General features: G+C 63.5%; 18 protein-coding genes. 8 read left to right on the top strand and 10 right to left on the bottom strand.

The window, feature by feature from the left end:
- Window positions 1-84: 84 nt before the first annotated feature.
- The 3 genes from pcp to IC609_RS06985 all read left to right on the top strand — a co-directional run bounded on the left by pcp (window position 85) and on the right by IC609_RS06985 (window position 1,921).
- Window positions 85-741 carry a pyroglutamyl-peptidase I gene (pcp, locus tag IC609_RS06975; RefSeq protein WP_191818683.1) on the top strand — a complete coding sequence of 219 codons (657 nt, stop codon included), beginning with the start codon at window positions 85-87 and terminating at the stop codon, window positions 739-741.
- Between the two features lie 93 nt (window positions 742-834).
- On the top strand, window positions 835-1,053 hold the full coding sequence (locus IC609_RS06980) for a hypothetical protein (RefSeq protein ID WP_191818684.1): 219 nt from the start codon (window positions 835-837) through the stop codon (window positions 1,051-1,053).
- Between the two features lie 97 nt (window positions 1,054-1,150).
- A complete protein-coding gene (locus IC609_RS06985) occupies window positions 1,151-1,921 on the top strand; it encodes a molybdate ABC transporter substrate-binding protein (RefSeq protein ID WP_191818685.1) in 771 nt (256 codons plus the stop codon).
- A gap of 4 nt (window positions 1,922-1,925) precedes the next feature.
- On the opposite strand, the gene IC609_RS06990 is transcribed toward IC609_RS06985, so the two are convergent.
- Together IC609_RS06990 and IC609_RS06995 are read right to left on the bottom strand one after the other, a co-directional pair.
- The gene (locus tag IC609_RS06990) at window positions 1,926-2,465 is read right to left on the bottom strand and encodes a lipocalin family protein (RefSeq protein ID WP_225224015.1); all 540 of its coding nucleotides are present in this window, start codon (window positions 2,463-2,465) and stop codon (window positions 1,926-1,928) included.
- Between the two features lie 2 nt (window positions 2,466-2,467).
- Entirely contained in the window at window positions 2,468-3,262 is a 795-nt protein-coding gene (locus tag IC609_RS06995) for an SDR family oxidoreductase (RefSeq protein WP_191818686.1), read from the bottom strand.
- Window positions 3,263-3,330: 68 nt separating this feature from the next.
- Here IC609_RS06995 and IC609_RS07000 point away from each other — a divergent pair, with 68 nt between their 5' ends.
- Window positions 3,331-4,203, top strand: a complete 873-nt coding sequence (locus IC609_RS07000) for an isocitrate lyase/PEP mutase family protein (RefSeq protein ID WP_191818687.1) — start codon at window positions 3,331-3,333, stop codon at window positions 4,201-4,203.
- Window positions 4,204-4,229: 26 nt separating this feature from the next.
- Entirely contained in the window at window positions 4,230-5,216 is a 987-nt protein-coding gene (locus IC609_RS07005; RefSeq protein ID WP_191818688.1) for a Bug family tripartite tricarboxylate transporter substrate binding protein, read from the top strand.
- 21 nt (window positions 5,217-5,237) lie between these two features.
- Here IC609_RS07005 and IC609_RS07010 read toward each other — a convergent pair whose 3' ends face one another.
- Window positions 5,238-6,026 (bottom strand): FadR/GntR family transcriptional regulator, encoded by a 789-nt coding sequence (locus IC609_RS07010; protein ID WP_191818689.1) that lies wholly within the window; start codon window positions 6,024-6,026, stop codon window positions 5,238-5,240.
- A gap of 195 nt (window positions 6,027-6,221) precedes the next feature.
- Here IC609_RS07010 and IC609_RS07015 point away from each other — a divergent pair, with 195 nt between their 5' ends.
- From IC609_RS07015 to IC609_RS07025, 3 genes are read left to right on the top strand one after another with little or no spacing between them, the layout of a single operon-like run.
- Window positions 6,222-7,877, top strand: coding sequence for an FAD-dependent oxidoreductase (locus IC609_RS07015; protein ID WP_191818690.1), 1,656 nt, complete (start codon window positions 6,222-6,224; stop codon window positions 7,875-7,877).
- Between the two features lie 14 nt (window positions 7,878-7,891).
- Window positions 7,892-8,125, top strand: coding sequence for a DUF2783 domain-containing protein (locus IC609_RS07020; RefSeq protein WP_191818691.1), 234 nt, complete (start codon window positions 7,892-7,894; stop codon window positions 8,123-8,125).
- 19 nt (window positions 8,126-8,144) lie between these two features.
- On the top strand, window positions 8,145-8,681 hold the full coding sequence (locus IC609_RS07025) for a VOC family protein (protein ID WP_191818692.1): 537 nt from the start codon (window positions 8,145-8,147) through the stop codon (window positions 8,679-8,681).
- 38 nt (window positions 8,682-8,719) lie between these two features.
- Here the strand turns inward: IC609_RS07025 and IC609_RS07030 are convergent, their stop codons facing one another.
- From IC609_RS07030 to IC609_RS07060, 7 genes are all read right to left on the bottom strand, one after another.
- Window positions 8,720-9,910: a Bcr/CflA family efflux MFS transporter gene (locus IC609_RS07030; RefSeq protein ID WP_191818693.1), complete on the bottom strand. Its 1,191-nt coding sequence runs from the start codon at window positions 9,908-9,910 to the stop codon at window positions 8,720-8,722.
- Window position 9,911: 1 nt separating this feature from the next.
- Window positions 9,912-10,496 carry a methionine biosynthesis protein MetW gene (gene metW, locus IC609_RS07035; RefSeq protein ID WP_191818694.1) on the bottom strand — a complete coding sequence of 195 codons (585 nt, stop codon included), beginning with the start codon at window positions 10,494-10,496 and terminating at the stop codon, window positions 9,912-9,914.
- On the bottom strand, window positions 10,493-11,653 hold the full coding sequence (gene metX, locus IC609_RS07040; RefSeq protein WP_191818695.1) for a homoserine O-succinyltransferase MetX: 1,161 nt from the start codon (window positions 11,651-11,653) through the stop codon (window positions 10,493-10,495). The genes metW and metX overlap by 4 nt, the downstream gene beginning before the upstream one ends.
- Window positions 11,654-11,786: 133 nt before the next feature.
- Window positions 11,787-12,350 carry a TMEM165/GDT1 family protein gene (locus tag IC609_RS07045; protein ID WP_191818943.1) on the bottom strand — a complete coding sequence of 188 codons (564 nt, stop codon included), beginning with the start codon at window positions 12,348-12,350 and terminating at the stop codon, window positions 11,787-11,789.
- A 66-nt stretch (window positions 12,351-12,416) separates the two neighbouring features.
- Window positions 12,417-13,439, bottom strand: coding sequence for a YeiH family protein (locus IC609_RS07050; protein ID WP_333473651.1), 1,023 nt, complete (start codon window positions 13,437-13,439; stop codon window positions 12,417-12,419).
- 25 nt (window positions 13,440-13,464) lie between these two features.
- Window positions 13,465-14,451, bottom strand: a complete 987-nt coding sequence (locus IC609_RS07055) for a Bug family tripartite tricarboxylate transporter substrate binding protein (RefSeq protein ID WP_408611003.1) — start codon at window positions 14,449-14,451, stop codon at window positions 13,465-13,467.
- 133 nt (window positions 14,452-14,584) lie between these two features.
- On the bottom strand, window positions 14,585-15,613 hold the full coding sequence (locus IC609_RS07060) for an AraC family transcriptional regulator (protein WP_191818696.1): 1,029 nt from the start codon (window positions 15,611-15,613) through the stop codon (window positions 14,585-14,587).
- Window positions 15,614-15,691 lie beyond the last annotated feature (78 nt).

Genomic DNA, 15,691 nt, shown 5'->3' on the forward strand with positions numbered 1-15,691 from the left:
CGCGTTATGCTCCTGTGACTTGGATGGACAGTGTCTTGGGTTCGCCGTCACTGTACAAGTCCCTCATGTCACCTGGATGAAACCATGCGCATCCTCATCACCGGTTTCGAGCCCTTTGGCGGGCAAAGCATCAACCCGTCGTGGGAAGTGGCGCGGGCCCTGGAGGGGCTGCCCTTGCCGCAGGCCCAGGTGCGGTCCATCCAGTTGCCCTGCGTGTTTGCGCAAGCCGCGGCCGCGTTGACACGCGCTGTGGACGAGCTTCAGCCCGATATCGTGCTGGCGCTGGGCCAGGCCGAGGGCCGCAGCGACATCTCGGTCGAGCGCGTGGCCATCAACGTCATGGACGCACGCATCGCCGACAACGCAGGCGCTCAGCCGATCGATCAGCCGGTGGTGTCGGGTGGACCTGCGGCTTACTTCAGCACCTTGCCGATCAAGCACCTGGTGAGCCGCTTGCGCGCAGCGGGCTTTCCGGCGTCGGTGTCGCAGACCGCAGGCACCTTTGTCTGCAACCAGGTGTTTTATGCCTTGCAGCATGCGCTGGCCGGGCGTGCTGTGCGCAGCGGTTTTGTGCACCTGCCCCTCTTGCCCGAGCAGGCCGCGCACTGGCCCGGACCGCCCATGCCCAGCATGCCACTGGGCACCCAAGTGGCCGCGCTGACCTGTGCGCTGGGCAGTTTGCTCGATGGCTCGGCGCCGCGAGCCGGTGATGTGCAGGTCACGGGGGGTGCGCTGAACTGAGTGAGCCGGGGTTGCAGATTTTGGCGTGTTGGCGCACAGACCCTGGCCTGGGGGTTCTTCATCATCGGAGGCCTCACAGAAAGACCCAGAGACATGACCGACCCGAACTTCAGCCGCGATGTGGTGTCCCGTGTATTGCAAGTGACCCGCACTTCGTGGGCGCAGACGCTTGCGCAGCCATCGGTGATGCCAGCATCGCCACAGCGCAAACTCAGCAGCCACCGCATCACGGTGCAGCAGATGGCCTTGCACCGACGCCTGCCCTGGGGCCTGCAGCCCGGCACACGCCTGCCACAGCGGCCGCAGGCTTGAGCGACCCTGTTTGCACATGCGGCGGCCTGCCAAGGTAGACTGCACGCCAAGGTCGACCCGCTCTTGAGGTCGACCTGCTCGCATGAGGAGGCACGGCATGCCCAAGTCACTGGTGGTTGTTTGGCGCAGGTGCATCCTGCCCCTGTTGTTGTGCGGCTTGTCGCATGGGGTTCAGGCGGCAGACCTCACGGTCTGGAGTGCCGGGGCCACGAAACCCCCGATGGAGCCATTGGTGGCTGCTTTTCAGGCCAGCACGGGTCACCAACTGACCGTCGATTACGCCCCGGTGGGCGTGCTGCTGCGCCGCCTGGCCGCGGGCGGCAGGCCCGACGTGCTGCTGGTTTCAGCCGAAGTCGTGGCCGAGGTCGAGCGCCAAAACTGGGCCGTGGTGGGCTCTGCTGTGCCCGTGGGCAGTGTGGGCATCGGCGTGGCCGTCAAGGCGGGCGCTGCCCAACCCGACATTTCCAGTCCTGAGGCCCTGCGCCAGACGCTGCTCAGCGCCCAATCCATCACTTACATGGACCCGCAAAAAGGCACCAGCGGCAAGCACTTTGCCTCTGTGCTGGAGCAGCTGGGCATCGCCAACCAAATGCAAGCCAAAACCAAGCTGGGCGATGTGGGTTTTGTGGTCGAGCCGGTGGCCAAGGGCGAGATCGAGATCGGCATCCAGCAGATCACCGAGATCTTGCCGGTGCAAGGTGCCGTGCTGGTGGGGCCATTGCCGGGCAGCTTGCAAAAAATCACCACCTACTCGGCCCTGCTGGGCACGGGTGCGCAGGCCAAGCCTGCGGCGGCAGCGTTCATTCGCCACCTGCAGACGCCTGAGGCCACGGTGGTGTTTGAGCGCACCGGGTTCAAACGGCCCTGATGGCTCAGGGTGCGCTGGCCTCGATCCTGTTCAGATCAAACCCCATGGTGCCCAGTTGCTGGAGCAGCTGCTCGTAGGTGGCGCGTGGCAAGGTCGGTGTGCGCGAGAGGATCCACAGGTACTGCCTGGAAGGCTCGCTCACGATGCTCCACTGGTACTGCGGGTCCAGGGCAATGACCCAGTAGTCGCCCCAGACCATGGGGATGAAGGACAACCATTCGGGCGCAAAGCGCACCTTGAGCTGGGCCGATGTGGCACTGCCGATTTGCCGCGCCAGGCCCAGGGCTTCGTTCCATTCGCCGTTGGCCATCTTGCAGCGGTTGAGCACCTGCACCCGGCCACCCTCCAGCAGGCTGTACTGCGCGCTGGTGCTGCCCACGCATTTGCGCTGGAACCACGCCGGGTATTTGGCGATCTCGTACCAGGTGCCCATGTAGCGCGGCACGTCGAGCGACGCGATGGGCGTCAAGGGGGTGCTCGCCTGTGCTGGAGCGCCAAGGCCGAACACCATCAGCCAGAACAGTTTCATCAAGATGTGGCGCATGGTCACACCACGATCGGGCTGAGCGCGCCGTCCATGCTCATGCACACGCCGGTGATGTAGCTGGCCTTGCTCGACGCCAAAAAGACCACCGCGTGGGCGATTTCTTCGGGTTGGGCCATGCGGCCCAGCGGGATGCGCGCCACCGATTGCTGCAGCGCTTCTTCGGGGCTGATGCCTTTGAGACGGGCATCGGCGGCCAGGCCTTCCTGCAATCGGTCGGTCAGGGTCAGGCCCGGGTTGACGGCGTTCACCCGGATGCCCTGCGGGGCATAGGCTGCGGCCAGCCCGGCGCTGGCCAGCATCAGGGCCGCGTTGGCCGCGCCGCCCGGGATGTGGATGGGGCTGGCCACCTTGCCGCCATTGCCCACCACGTTGACGATGCTGCCCGTGCCGCGCGCGGCCATGCGTTTGATCACCGGATCGATCATGTGGATGTAGCTGAAATATTTGGCCTGCATCGCGTCTGCCCAGGCGGCGGGTGTCAGCTCTTCGGCCGGGGTGCGCTTGGCCGCGCCTGCGGAGTTGACCAGCACGTCCACCGGGCCGAGCGCCGCTTCGGCCGCTTGCAGCGCGTCCACGGCGGCTGCACTGTCCCGCAGGTCGGCCGCGTGGGTGCTGACCTGTGCATTCGGAAACTGAGCCAGCAGCGCCTGGCGTGCCGCGTCCAGGTGGGCACTTTGGCGCGAGACCAGGCTGACCCGGGCGCCTTCTTCCAGAAAGGCGTGCGCGCAGGCCAGGCCAATGCCTTTGCTGCCGCCAGTGATCAGGATGTGCTTGTCGCGAAGGTGCAGGTCCATGGGGTGCTCTTTTGTTGAAATGCGGAACTTCTCAAATATTTAACCACTGAACCCAAGGCCTTGCTGTCATGAAAGATGCTCGTTCTGCGCTGCGTGCGCGATTGAACCAACCCGGCCTGGTCGTGGCCCCTGGCGTGTTCGACATGGTCTCGCTGCGCTTGGCCGACACCTTCGGCTTTGACGCCCTCTACATGACGGGATATGGCACCGTGGCCTCGCACATGGGCCTGCCTGATGCGGGGCTGGCCACCTACAGCGACATGGTGGGCCGCGTCACGGCCATGGCCGGCATGGCCCGCGCGCCGCTCATTGCCGATGCCGACACGGGTTACGGCGGCCTGCTGAACATGCGTCACACCATCCGTGGTTACGAAGCCGCTGGCGCTGCGGCCATCCAACTCGAAGACCAGGAGTTCCCCAAAAAGTGCGGCCACACCCCGGGTCGGCGCGTGATTCCGATGGAAGACATGGTGCGCAAAATCCGCGTGGCGGCCGACTCGCGCGAGTCCAAAGACTTCCTGATCATTGCCCGCACCGACGCCCGCACCTCGCTGGGCCTGGACGAAGCTTTGCGCCGCGCCGAGGCCTATGCCCAAGCCGGGGCCGACATTTTGTTTGTCGAGTCGCCCGAGTCCGAGGAAGAGATGCGCCGCATTGGGCAAAGTTTCGATGTGCCGCTGGTGGCCAACATGGTCGAGCGCGGGCGCACCCCTGTGCTCTCGCAGGCCGAGCTCGAATCCATCGGCTACAAGATCGCCATCTTCCCGGTCACGGCCTTGCTCGCTTCGGTGCAGGCCATGACCGCGGTGTACCAGCAGTTCAAGCGGCACGGCTCGTCTGCAGGTGGGCAGACGCCGCTCTACGACTTCGGCGAGCTCACCAATCTCATGGGTTTTGAAGAGGTGTGGGCGTTTGAAAAACGCTACGCCGAAACCGAATGATCAGATAAACACCACAGGAGACACACATGCACAAGCACCTTCGCCGTTCCTGGCTGACGACCACGCTCGTCGCTGCAGCCGCGCTCGCATGGGGCACGGCGGCACAAGCGCAGAGTTATCCCGTTAAACCGATCCGTCTGGTGGTGCCTTTCACGCCTGGCGGCGTGACCGACACCAGTGGCCGCCTGATCGCCGAGCAGCTGTCCAAGCGGCTGGGCCAGCAGGTGATCGTGGACAACAAGCCGGGCGCTTCGGGCAACATCGGCACGCAGATGGTGGCGGCGGCCGAGCCCGATGGCCACACCTTGCTGCTGGGCTTTGACGGCACGATGGTGATCAACCCGCACGTGTTTGCCAAAGTTGGTTTTGACACGGTGAAAGACTTTGCCCCCATTGGCAAGATCGGCGACGCGGTGTTGATCCTGGTGGCGCACCCGGGCTTTGCCGCCAAGAGCCTCAAAGACGTGATCGCTCTGTCCAAAACCCAGCCCGGTGGCCTGTCTTATGGCACTTCGGGCACGGGCGGCACACCGCACATCGCTGGCGAGCTGCTCAAGCTGCGCACGGGCGCCAACCTGACCCACATTCCCTACAAGGGTGGCGGCCAAGCCATGACCGATGTGCTGGGCGGCAACATCCCGCTCGTGTACACCGCCATTGCCGGGGCCATCCCGCATGTGAAGTCCGGCAAGCTGCATGCGGTGGCGGTGTCGAGTGCCAAGCGGGCTTCTTCGTTGCCCGATGTCCCGACTTTCATCGAAAACGGTCTGCCCGATTTTGAAATCAACTCCTGGGTGGCGCTGCTGGCCCCGGCCAAAACGCCCAAAGCCATCGTGGACAAACTCAACACCGAACTCAATGCGGTGCTGAACGACCCCGAGGTGCGCGAGAAGCTGAGCGGCATGGGCATCACGGTCACACCCGGCGCGCCCGATAAATTTGGCGAAGAGATGAAACGCGACCTGGCCCGCTACGGGCAGGTCGTCAAGGCGGCCAACATCAAGGCCGAGTGATCGGCGCTGCAGGCCCGGGCCTCAGGGTCTGCGTGGCGCGGCTTTCAGGCTGCGCACCAGCGGCTGGGCCAGGCGTTCGCCCTCTTGCTGCCAGAAGGCCGGGTCGGCCCCTTCGATGCGGGTGATCGCGTTGCCCATGTGGGCCGCGGCGGCGGCACGTGCCGCTTGCGGGTCGCCCGCCTGCACGGCCATCACGATGGCCTGGTGCTCGGACTTCACCTGCGCCTCGAAGTCCAGTCGGCGCGCTTCGTTGGCGCGGGTCACCTGGGTCGCACCCAGCAGGAACTGGCCCAGGTATTCGAGGGTCTGAATCAGGAAAGGGTTGCGCGCGGCATCGGCAATGGCTCGGTGCAGCTGCACATCTTGCGCCACGCCGTTCCCGCCTGCTCGCACAGCGGCATCGAGCGCCTGCATGGCCTGGTCGATCTGGCGCAGGTCGGCCGGGGTGCGGCGTTGGGCGGCCAGTGCGGCCACCTCGGCTTCGAGGGCACGGCGCACTTCCACCATCTGGATCACCGCCTCTTTGGAGGCCGCGTGGTGCGCCTCGAAATGCAGGGGGGCAAACGAAGCCTGTGTGCTGACAAACACGCCGCTGCCCTGGCGCGAATCCACCAGCCCGAGTGATTTGAGCCGTGAGACGGCTTCGCGCACGACGGTGCGGCTGACGTGGAACTGTTCCACCAGCCGGGCCTCGGTGGGCAGTTTGTCGCCGGGCACCAGAGCGCCGCGCCGGATTTCGGCCTCCAGCTGCTCGGCCACCTGGTCAGACAGCCGGGCACCTGAGGACACGGGGGTGAAGTTTTGGCTCATGCAGTTGTCATACAAAAAACAGGCCAAGCATACCTTGCTCCTGATTGCCGAACCAGTGGGTGCCCGTGGCGACGGCAGGACATGTTGCATGGTCAATAAAATTACGATTAGGTGAATTCGTTTATCTATAGTAAATTACTGTCTGGTGGTTGACCCGGATCCCACCGCCGCGTTTTTGAAAACAGGAGACAGCCGATGGGGGCTTACGTCAACCCGATTTATCCGTACAAGGCGCCGACCGACCTGAAGGCCACGCCGCCGCTGCGCAAACCGTTGATCGTCATTGGCGCGGGCCCGGTGGGCCTGGCCGCCGCAGTGGACGCCCGCCTGCAAGGGCTCGATGTGCTGGTGCTCGACGACGACAAGACCGTCTCGGTCGGCTCGCGTGCCGTTTGCTATGCCAAACGCTCGCTCGAAATCCTCGACCGGCTGGGCATTGCCGATCCCGCCTGCCAGCTGGGCGTGAGCTGGAACATCGGCCGCACCTTCCTCGAACAAGACGAGGTCTACCAGTTCAACCTGGTGCCCGACGCGGGGCACAAGCGCCCGGGCATGATCAACCTGCAGCAGTACCACATCGAGGAAATGCTGATCGCCCGCGCGCTCGAACTCGGTGCCGACATCCGCTGGCAGCACAAGGTCACCGCCGTCACCCGCCACGAAGACCACGCCACGCTGACGGTGGAAACACCCGATGGCACCTTCGACATCGAGGCCGACTGGCTGGTGGTGGCCGACGGCGCACGCAGCCCGATCCGCCGCCACCTGGGGCTGGACATCGAAGGCCGTGTGTTCCAGGACCGCTTTTTGATCGCCGACGTGATCATGAAGGCCGACTACCCCGCCGAGCGCTGGTTCTGGTTCGATCCGCCTTTCCACCCCAACCAGAGCGTGCTGCTGCACAAGCAGAGCAACAACGTCTGGCGCATCGACTTCCAGCTCGGCTGGGACGCCGACCCCGAAGAAGAAAAAAAACCTGAAAAAGTCATCCCGCGCCTGCAGGCCATGCTGGGCGACGACCGCCCTTTCGAGCTGGAGTGGGTGAGCATCTACACCTTCCAGTGCCGCCGCATGACCGACTTCCGCCACGGCCGCGTGCTGTTCGTGGGCGACGCGGCGCACCAGGTCTCGCCTTTTGGCGCACGCGGGGCGAACTCGGGTTTTCAGGACGCGGACGACCTGATGTGGAAACTCGCGCTGGTCATAAAGGGCCAGGCGCCTGACAAACTGCTCGACACCTACGCGCACGACCGCCAGTTCGCGGCCGACGAGAACATCATGAACTCGACGCGCTCGACCGACTTCATCACGCCCAAGAGCCGCACCAGCAAGACTTTCCGCAACCAGGTGCTGGCGTTGGCCAAACATTACCCATTTGCGCGCAAGCTGGTGAACTCGGGCCGCCTGTCGGTGCCGTCCTTCCTCACGCAGTCCCTGCTCAACACGCCCGATGCCGACGCCTTTGAGGGCAACATGGTCCCCGGTGCGCCGATGGACGATGCACCTGTGCAGGTCGAAGGGCAAGACGGCTGGCTGCTCGACCAGGTGGGCAACGGTTTTGCTGCGCTGCTGTTTGCCGATGCCGCACCTTCTGCCGAGGTGCTGGCGCAGCTGCAGACCCTGGCAAATGGGCCGCTTCCGGTGACCCCGTGGATCGTTTCCCCCCGTGCGCTGGATGTGCGGGGCATGAAGGTCATCGTCGACGCACAGGGCCTGATGGCCAAACGCTACGACGGCCAGAGCGGAACCACCTACCTGCTGCGTCCTGACCAGCATGTGGCCGCCCGTTGGCGTCAACTGGATGCGGCCAAGATCCAGCAAGCCGTGGCCCGCGCCACTTGCCAAGCCTGAACAGGGAGCCTGCGATGAATACCCCATTGCTCAAAACCGATCCTAACTTCCACGAGCCCGGTCGCCGATTCTTTCGCGACTTCTCGCCCGGCGACGATTTTTACGAAGCCCTGATCGACGCGCACAACGGCCTGAGTGACGAACAAAGCGAAGCGCTCAATGCCCGTTTGATCTTGCTGCTGGCCAACCACATTGGCGACTTGCGCGTGCTGCGCGAGGCGCTGCAAGCGGCCAAGGCCGCCGCCTGAATCTTTTGGAGCATTCACCATGAAACTGAGCAAAATCCACCACGTCGCCTACCGCTGCAAGGACGCCAAGGAAACCGTGGAGTGGTACGTCAAGCACCTGAACATGGACTTTGTGCTGGCGATTGCCGAAGACCTGGTCCCTTCGACCAAAGCGCCCGATCCTTATATGCACGTCTTCCTCGACGCCGGGCAAGGCAATGTGCTGGCTTTTTTTGAGTTGCCCAACTCGCCCGCCATGGGGCGCGATGAAAACACCCCGCCCTGGGTGCAGCACATCGCGTTCGAAGTGGACAGCCTCCAAACGCTCGAAGAGGCCAAACAACGTCTGCTCGATGCGGGCATCGATGTGGTGGGTCCGACCAACCACACCATCTTCAAGAGCATCTATTTCTTTGACCCCAACGGCCATCGGCTGGAGCTGGCCGTCAACACCGGCACGCCCGACATGTACCAGAAGCTCGACGCGTGCAAATGGGACATGCTCAACGAGTGGGCTCAGACCAAGCGCGCACCCAAGCATGCGGCCTGGATGCACGAGCAGGAATTGACGCACTGAGCGTGTGCTTGCGCTGTCGAAGGCGGATCAGCAGCGGTTCAATGGCGGCGGTGCAGCCACAGCTGCGCTGCCAGCGCCACCAGACTGAACGCCAGCATCATCCAGCCCATGTTGACGGCGCCGTCGTGCGGCACCAGACCGATCAGGTAGCCGCCTGTGGCCCCTGTGAGTTGCTGCATCAGGCCCGCCACGGCGGCGGCCGAACCGGCCAGTGCGGGGATCACGCCGACTGTGCCCGCCAGCGCAGGGGGGTTGAGCAGTCCGTGACCCAAGCCAGTCAGCAGCAAAGGCAAGGCCACAGCCAGGGGTGAACGGATGCCCGCCAGACCGAGCGCCAGCATCAGCGTGATGCCGCTCAGCGTGAACACCTGGCCCCAGCGCATCATGCGGCGCTCGCCTGCGCGGTGGATGATCCGCGCCGTCAGGAAGTTGCCCACGATGTAAGACAGCGGCACCGCCATGATGAACCAGCCAATGCCGTCGGGCCCGATGCCATAACTGCCCAGCACAATCGGTGCGCCGCCCAGAAAGACATAAAACGCGGCCGTGGTGGCTGCGAGGATCGTCACGTACAGCACAAAGCTCGGCGCATGCGCCAAGCGTGCATAAGCCTGCAGCATGCCCCGCAGCCCATGGCTGTTGTGCGCGACTTTGGCCGGGCGGTGGTCGGGCAGGCCACGCCATGCCGCGAGCAGCAGCGCCACTGCAAGGGCGGTGAGCAGCACAAAGTTGGCCTGCCAGCCCAGCCACACATGGATGTGCCCGCCAATCACCGACGCCAGCGGTGGGCACAAACCCAGCGCCATGCCGATGTAGGCCATCACCCGTGTACGTGCCGGGCCTTCAAACAGGTCTTGCACCATCGAGCGGCCCACCACCATGCTGGCCGCGCTGCCCGCGCCTTGCAGCACACGGGCAAGGGTCAGGGTGGTGATGTCGTGCGCGAGCATGGCCATCACCGAGGCCCCGCCCGCGATAGCCAGGCCCGTGATCAGCATGGCCTTGCGGCCGTGTTGGTCCGACAGTGGGCCGTACACCAGTTGCAGCAGACCATAAGCGATCACGTAGCCGCTGAAAGTCAGCTGCACATGCGCTTGGTCGGTGCCAAAAATCGTGCCCCATTCCTGCATCGAGGGCAGGCACAGCGTCATGGCCAGCAGGCCAAACGAAATCTGGGCGAGCAGGTTGGCGATCAGCCAGGGGGAATGCGCCGAGGCCCTGGCCGTCATCTCAGAGGCGTTGCAACTTGAAGACCGCTGTGCCTGCCATCAGGTTGGGCCAAAGCCGCACTTCCTGGCCGTGCTGCAGGCCAAACGCGTCGAGGATGCGCAGATCGTTCTTGCGGGCCAGGTCGGCAAAGTCGGCGTAGGTGCCCACGCGGATGTTGGGGGTGTCGTACCACTGGTAGGGCAGGCGCTTGGTCACGGGCATGCGGCCACGCAGCACGCTCAGCCGGTTGAACCAGTGCGCGAAGTTGGGGAAGGCGACGATGCCGATTTGGCCGACGCGAGCGGTCTCGCGCAGCATGACTTCTGCGTTGCGAAGGTGTTGCAGCGTGTCGATCTGCAGCACCACATCAAAGGACTGGTCGGCAAAGACTTTCAGGCCCTGGTCGAGGTTGAGCTGCAGCACGTTCACGCCGCGCTGGGCGCAGGCCAGCACGTTGGCGTCGTCGAGTTCCACGCCGTAGCCGGTGCAGCCATTGTGCTTTTGCAGATAGGCCAGCAGCGCGCCATCGCCACAGCCCAGGTCGAGCACGCGTGCGCCGTGCGGCACCAGGCGGGCAATGGCTTGCATGATCAGCGGGTCGCTCATGCGGCACCTCCGGCGGCGGGGGTCAGGCCCTGGGCGATCTGCCCGAAGTAGGCCCGCACCACATTCATGTAGCGCGCGTCGTCGAGCAGGAAAGCGTCGTGGCCATGTGGCGCGTCGATCTCGGCGTAGCTCACATCGCGTCGGTTGTCGATCAGGCCTTTGACGATTTCTCGGCTGCGCGCAGGCGAGAAGCGCCAGTCGGTGGTGAAGCTGATCAGCAGAAACTTGCAGACGGCCCGCTCCAACGCCTTCGACAGGTCACCGCCATGGGCGCGGGCCGGGTCGAAGTAGTCGAGCGCGCGGGTGATCAGCAAATAGGTGTTGGCGTCAAAGTACTCGCTGAACTTGTCGCCCTGGTAGCGCAGGTAGCTCTCAATCTGGAACTCCACGTCCTGCGTGGAGTACTTGTAGCCGGTCGCGCTGCCTGCGGCGCTGCGCAGTTCACGGCCGAACTTCTCGTTCATCACATCGTCGCTGAGGTAGGTGATGTGGCCAATCATTCGGGCGATGCGCAGGCCACGCTTGGGCACCACGCCATGCTCGTAAAAGTGACCGTTGTGGAAGTCCGGGTCGGTCACGATGGCGCGGCGCGCCACCTCGTTGAAGGCGATGTTCTCAGCGTTCAGGTTGGGGGCGCTGGCCACCACCACCGCGTGCTTCATGCGCGCGGGGTACTGCAGCGTCCAGCTCAGCGCCTGCATACCGCCCAGGCTGCCGCCCATCACGGCGGCGAGCTGTTCAATGCCCAGAGCGTCGAGCAGACGTGCCTGGGCGTTGACCCAGTCTTCCACCGTGACCACCGGAAAGTCGGTGCCGTACACGCGGCCCGTGTCGGGGTTCACATGCATGGGGCCGGTGGAGCCAAAGCAGGAGCCGAGGTTGTTGACGCCAATGACAAAAAAGCGGTCGGTGTCCAGCGGTTTGCCGGGGCCAATCATGTTGTCCCACCAGCCCACATTGTCCGGCTGGTCGGCGTACACGCCTGCCACATGGTGTGAGGCGTTGAGCGCGTGGCAGATCAGCACCGCGTTGGACTTGTCGGCGTTGAGCGTGCCGTAGGTTTCGTAGCTGAGCGAGTAGCCACGGATGGACGCACCGCTTTGCAGGGGCAAAGGGGCCTCAAAGGTCATCGACTGTGGCGTGGCAATCAAACGCATGGCGAAAATGAAAAAACCCGGTGACGCTCAAGAAGCGATACCGGGTCGGGCTCTACCTCTTTAGCTGCATTTTGGAATCCTTGGGATCCCTGCGCCCGCAAGCTGGAGCAAATCGGCGCAGTGCAAGTATAAATCAGCCCCAGCCCGAGAGGGCCAGCGCGCCCAAAATGGCAAAGATCACCGCCGACACGGTGTGCACCAGGCGCAGCGGCACCCGACGGGTGATCGCGTCGCCTAGCCAGACCACCGGGGCGTTGGCCAGCATCATGCCCAGCGTGGTGCCTGCCACCACCCAGGCCCAGGCCTGGTACTGGGCGGCCAGCATGACGGTGGCGATCTGGGTTTTGTCGCCCATTTCGGCCAGGAAAAAAGCCACTACGGTGGTGAGAAACACACCGAAGCGTGGCGCCTCATCCCCTTCTTCGTCGTCCAGTTTGTCCGGGATCAGCATCCACACCGCCATGGCGATGAACGAGCCGCCCAGCACCCAGCGCAGCACGTCGGGCCCCAGCACGGTGGTGACCCAGTTGCCCACGGCTCCGGCCAGGCCATGGTTGGCCAGTGTGGCCACCAGGATGCCCAGCACGATGGGCCAGGGTTTGCGAAAACGTGCGGCCAGCACCAGCGACAGCAATTGCGTCTTGTCGCCCATTTCGGCCAGGGCGACGATGCCGGTAGAGATCAGGAAGGCTTCCATGAAGAATGCAGACATGCGAGGCATGCAAAAAGCAAAAGCGCCATCTTAATGGCAGGTCATGCGTGCTCAGCGTGCCTGGTTCAGAAGCAGGAGGTATACCAGAGTGGCCAGGAACAAGGTCTCCAGCACCATCAAGGCCACGGGTTTCCAGCCCACGCTCAGGATGTCCTTGAGGTGGGTTTTGATGCCGATCGCCGCCATGGCGGCCACCAGAAATGCACGCGACAGAGCATGGCCCGCATCCACCAGCCTGTCGGGCAGGTGTAACAGGCTGTTGGTCAACACCAGCACCACGAACACCACGGCAAACCAGGGCAGCAGGGGTGGTCGGCTCACGGGGGCATCGCTCGCTGCAGCGTTGGTTGTCCGGGCATGGGCGGCCCGCGTCATCCAGGCCGCCACCATGATCACGGGCACCAGCATGGCCACGCGCATGAGTTTGACCACCGTAGCCGCATCGCCCGTTGCTTGCCCCATGCTGTAGCCTGCCCCCACCACCTGCGCGACATCATGGATGGTGCCGCCCAGAAAGAAGCCCGCCTGCTGTGGATCAAGTCCCAGTCCGCGCACCAGCATTGGGTACAGCACCATGGCGGCGGTGGACAAAGTGCTCACGCTGATCACCACGAACAGGGTGGCCCGGTCTTTTTGTGGATGGTTGGGAAATGCAGCGGCAATCGCCATGGCAGCCGAAGCCCCGCAAATGCCGACCGAGCCGCCCGAGAGCAAACCAAAAAAGGGTTTGAAGCCCATCCATTTGGCCACCACGATGCCCAGCACGATGGTGAGTGACACCGTCAGCACCACCATCAACACCGAGGGCCAGCCCAGGGCCTGCACCTGGTCGGTGGTGATCTTCAGGCCCAGCAGGGCCACGCCCCAGCGCAGCACCTGACGCGCCACAAACTCGATGCCGGGCTTGCAGCGGTTGTCGTCAGAGAGGAAGTTGACGGCCATGCCCAGCAGCAGGGCGAAGAGCATCACCGGTGCGCCGTAGTGTTCGGCCAGAAACTGGGCGGCCACCGCCACCACGGCCGCCATTGCAAGTCCCGGCCAAAGCGTGGCACAGCGGGCATACAGGGCACTCACTTCCCGGACTCCTGGTGGTGCAGCTTCACTGGTTCAGCTGGATGTTGAACTGCTTGACGATGGCGGCGTTGCGGTCGAATTCGGTTTTGACGGACTGGTTCAACTGCTGGATGTTCCAGTCCTCGGCACCTTCAAATCCTGTGGCAAACATGCGGCCACGGAACTTCGGGTTGAGTGCCACCTGGCGTATGGCTTTGTGGATTTTTTCCTGCACTTCGGCAGGCACGCCAGAGGCCACGATCACGCCCATCCAGTTCGAAAATTCCAGATCGGGGAAACCCAGTTCGGCCAGAGTCGGTACATCGGGCAGCTGGCTGAGTCGGGTTTTTGCAGCCACCGCATAAGCCTGCACTTTGCCGGTCGAGATCAAGTTGCGTGAAGTGGCAAAGCCGTCAAACATGACCGGGATCTGTCCACCCATGACCTGGGCCAGCGCCGGTGGCGAACCCTGGAACGGCACATGCTGCAGATCCAGCCCCGCCTTCTGGTTGAGGATCATGCCGGCGTAGTGCGAAATGGTGCCTGGGCTGTAGGAGGCGAAGCCCAGGTTGCCCGGGTTCTTTTTGGCATAGGCCACAAAGCCCTTGAAATCCTTGGCGGGCACGTTGGGCGCGGCAATCATCACCAGGTTGCCACGGCCCACAATGCCCACCGGTTTGACGTCCTTGAGCGGGTCAAAGCCACCCTTGAGCACGTGGGGAATTTCGGTCAGAACGTTGCTGGCGATCATCATGACGGTCTGGCCATCGGCCGGTGCCGCACGCAGGGCCTGCACCCCGATGGCACCACCGGCACCCGGCCGGTTTTCCACCACCACGGGCTGGCCGATGTCGGCGCTCAGCTGGTCGGCGACCAGGCGGGCGATCACGTCGATGTTGCCACCTGCCGGTGCAGGCACCAGCATCTTGACGGGTTTGTCCGTCCAGGCCATGGCCGCAGGCATGACGATGCTGCCCAAAAGGGCCATCAGGGTGGCACGGCGAAGCCGGCGTGTGTGCAGGCACAGTGACATGTTTTGTCTCCAGTTGTGGGTGTATCGGGCACCTTGTGCCCATCGGTTGATCGATGGGGCGATTGTTCTCAAAGCCGTCCAAGGTCGCTTATCCAATCGCGACAACTGTTTACCTTTGCATGTCACATCGGGTTCACACCGATCGGGTTTGTGCGAGGGCCCGTTCGCGCATTTGCGAGGGCGCGCACCCGAATTGCGCGCTGAACCAGCGGGTAAAGGAGCTGAGGTTGGAATAGCCCAGCTGCTCAGCCACGCGGCCCATGGAATGCGGGGTGTGGGTGATGTAACGCTGGGCCAGTTCACTGCGCACATCGTTGAGCACCTCGGAAAAACTCACAGCCTCCTCATCCAGTCGCCGCTGCAGCGTGCGCACATTCATGCCCAGCCCAGAGGCAATCTGATCCACGCTTGCACGCCCCATCGGCAGCAGCAAATAAACCGAGCGTCGCACATCGTGCACCAACGAGCTTTGCCCACGTTGGGGCATGGCTTCGATGAAGGACTGGGCGTAACTGGCCATGGTGGCGTCAGCCCGGGCGTTGGGCCGGTCCATGTCTGTCTTCAGGCAGACCACGCCATTGAAGTCGCTGTTGAAATGCAAGGCACAACCAAATAGCCGTCGGTGGACCTGCAGATCATTGTTGGCCGGATGGGTGAAATGCACGGCCTGAGGGCGCCAATGTTCACCCAAAATGGCCCGGAAGATCAGCATCAGGACCCCGATGGCCATGTCGGTGGACTGCTGCGTGCTGCCAGCGTAGTCACTGATGATTTCCTCGCGGATCAGCGTGGTCTTGCCAACGTCTTCGATGTGCATGCCCAGGGATTCGTTGAGCAAATGCCGATATTGCGCGATCACTTGTAGCGCCATGCGCATCGATGACTGGTGCGTGAGCAGCAAGCTGATGGGACCAAAGTCTGAAAGCAAACGGGCCTCGGCCATGCGCAGTCCAAACGTGTCGCAACCGCTTTCCCTGGCAGAAATATCCAGGATGCGCAGGGCACTTTCCAGAGGGATCAACTGTGTCGGCGATGCCAGCATGCGCGGGGTCAGACCGACCTTGCGCAGCATGACCGGAGGATTCAAGCCCAGACGTTTGGCCACTTCGTCGTAATGCGATAGCACGGCAGCGCGCAGTTGCAATGTATGGCGTGTGCTCATGGAATCTCCTGGGTGAATGCGCCTGCACGGCACGCAAAGGCATGCATGTCATGAAATGCTAACTGAAAGTCACGGATT

Origin of the sequence: Limnohabitans radicicola (genome assembly GCF_014837235.1) — a bacterium.
GTDB classification, from domain to species: Bacteria; Pseudomonadota; Gammaproteobacteria; order Burkholderiales; family Burkholderiaceae_C; genus Limnohabitans_A; species Limnohabitans_A radicicola.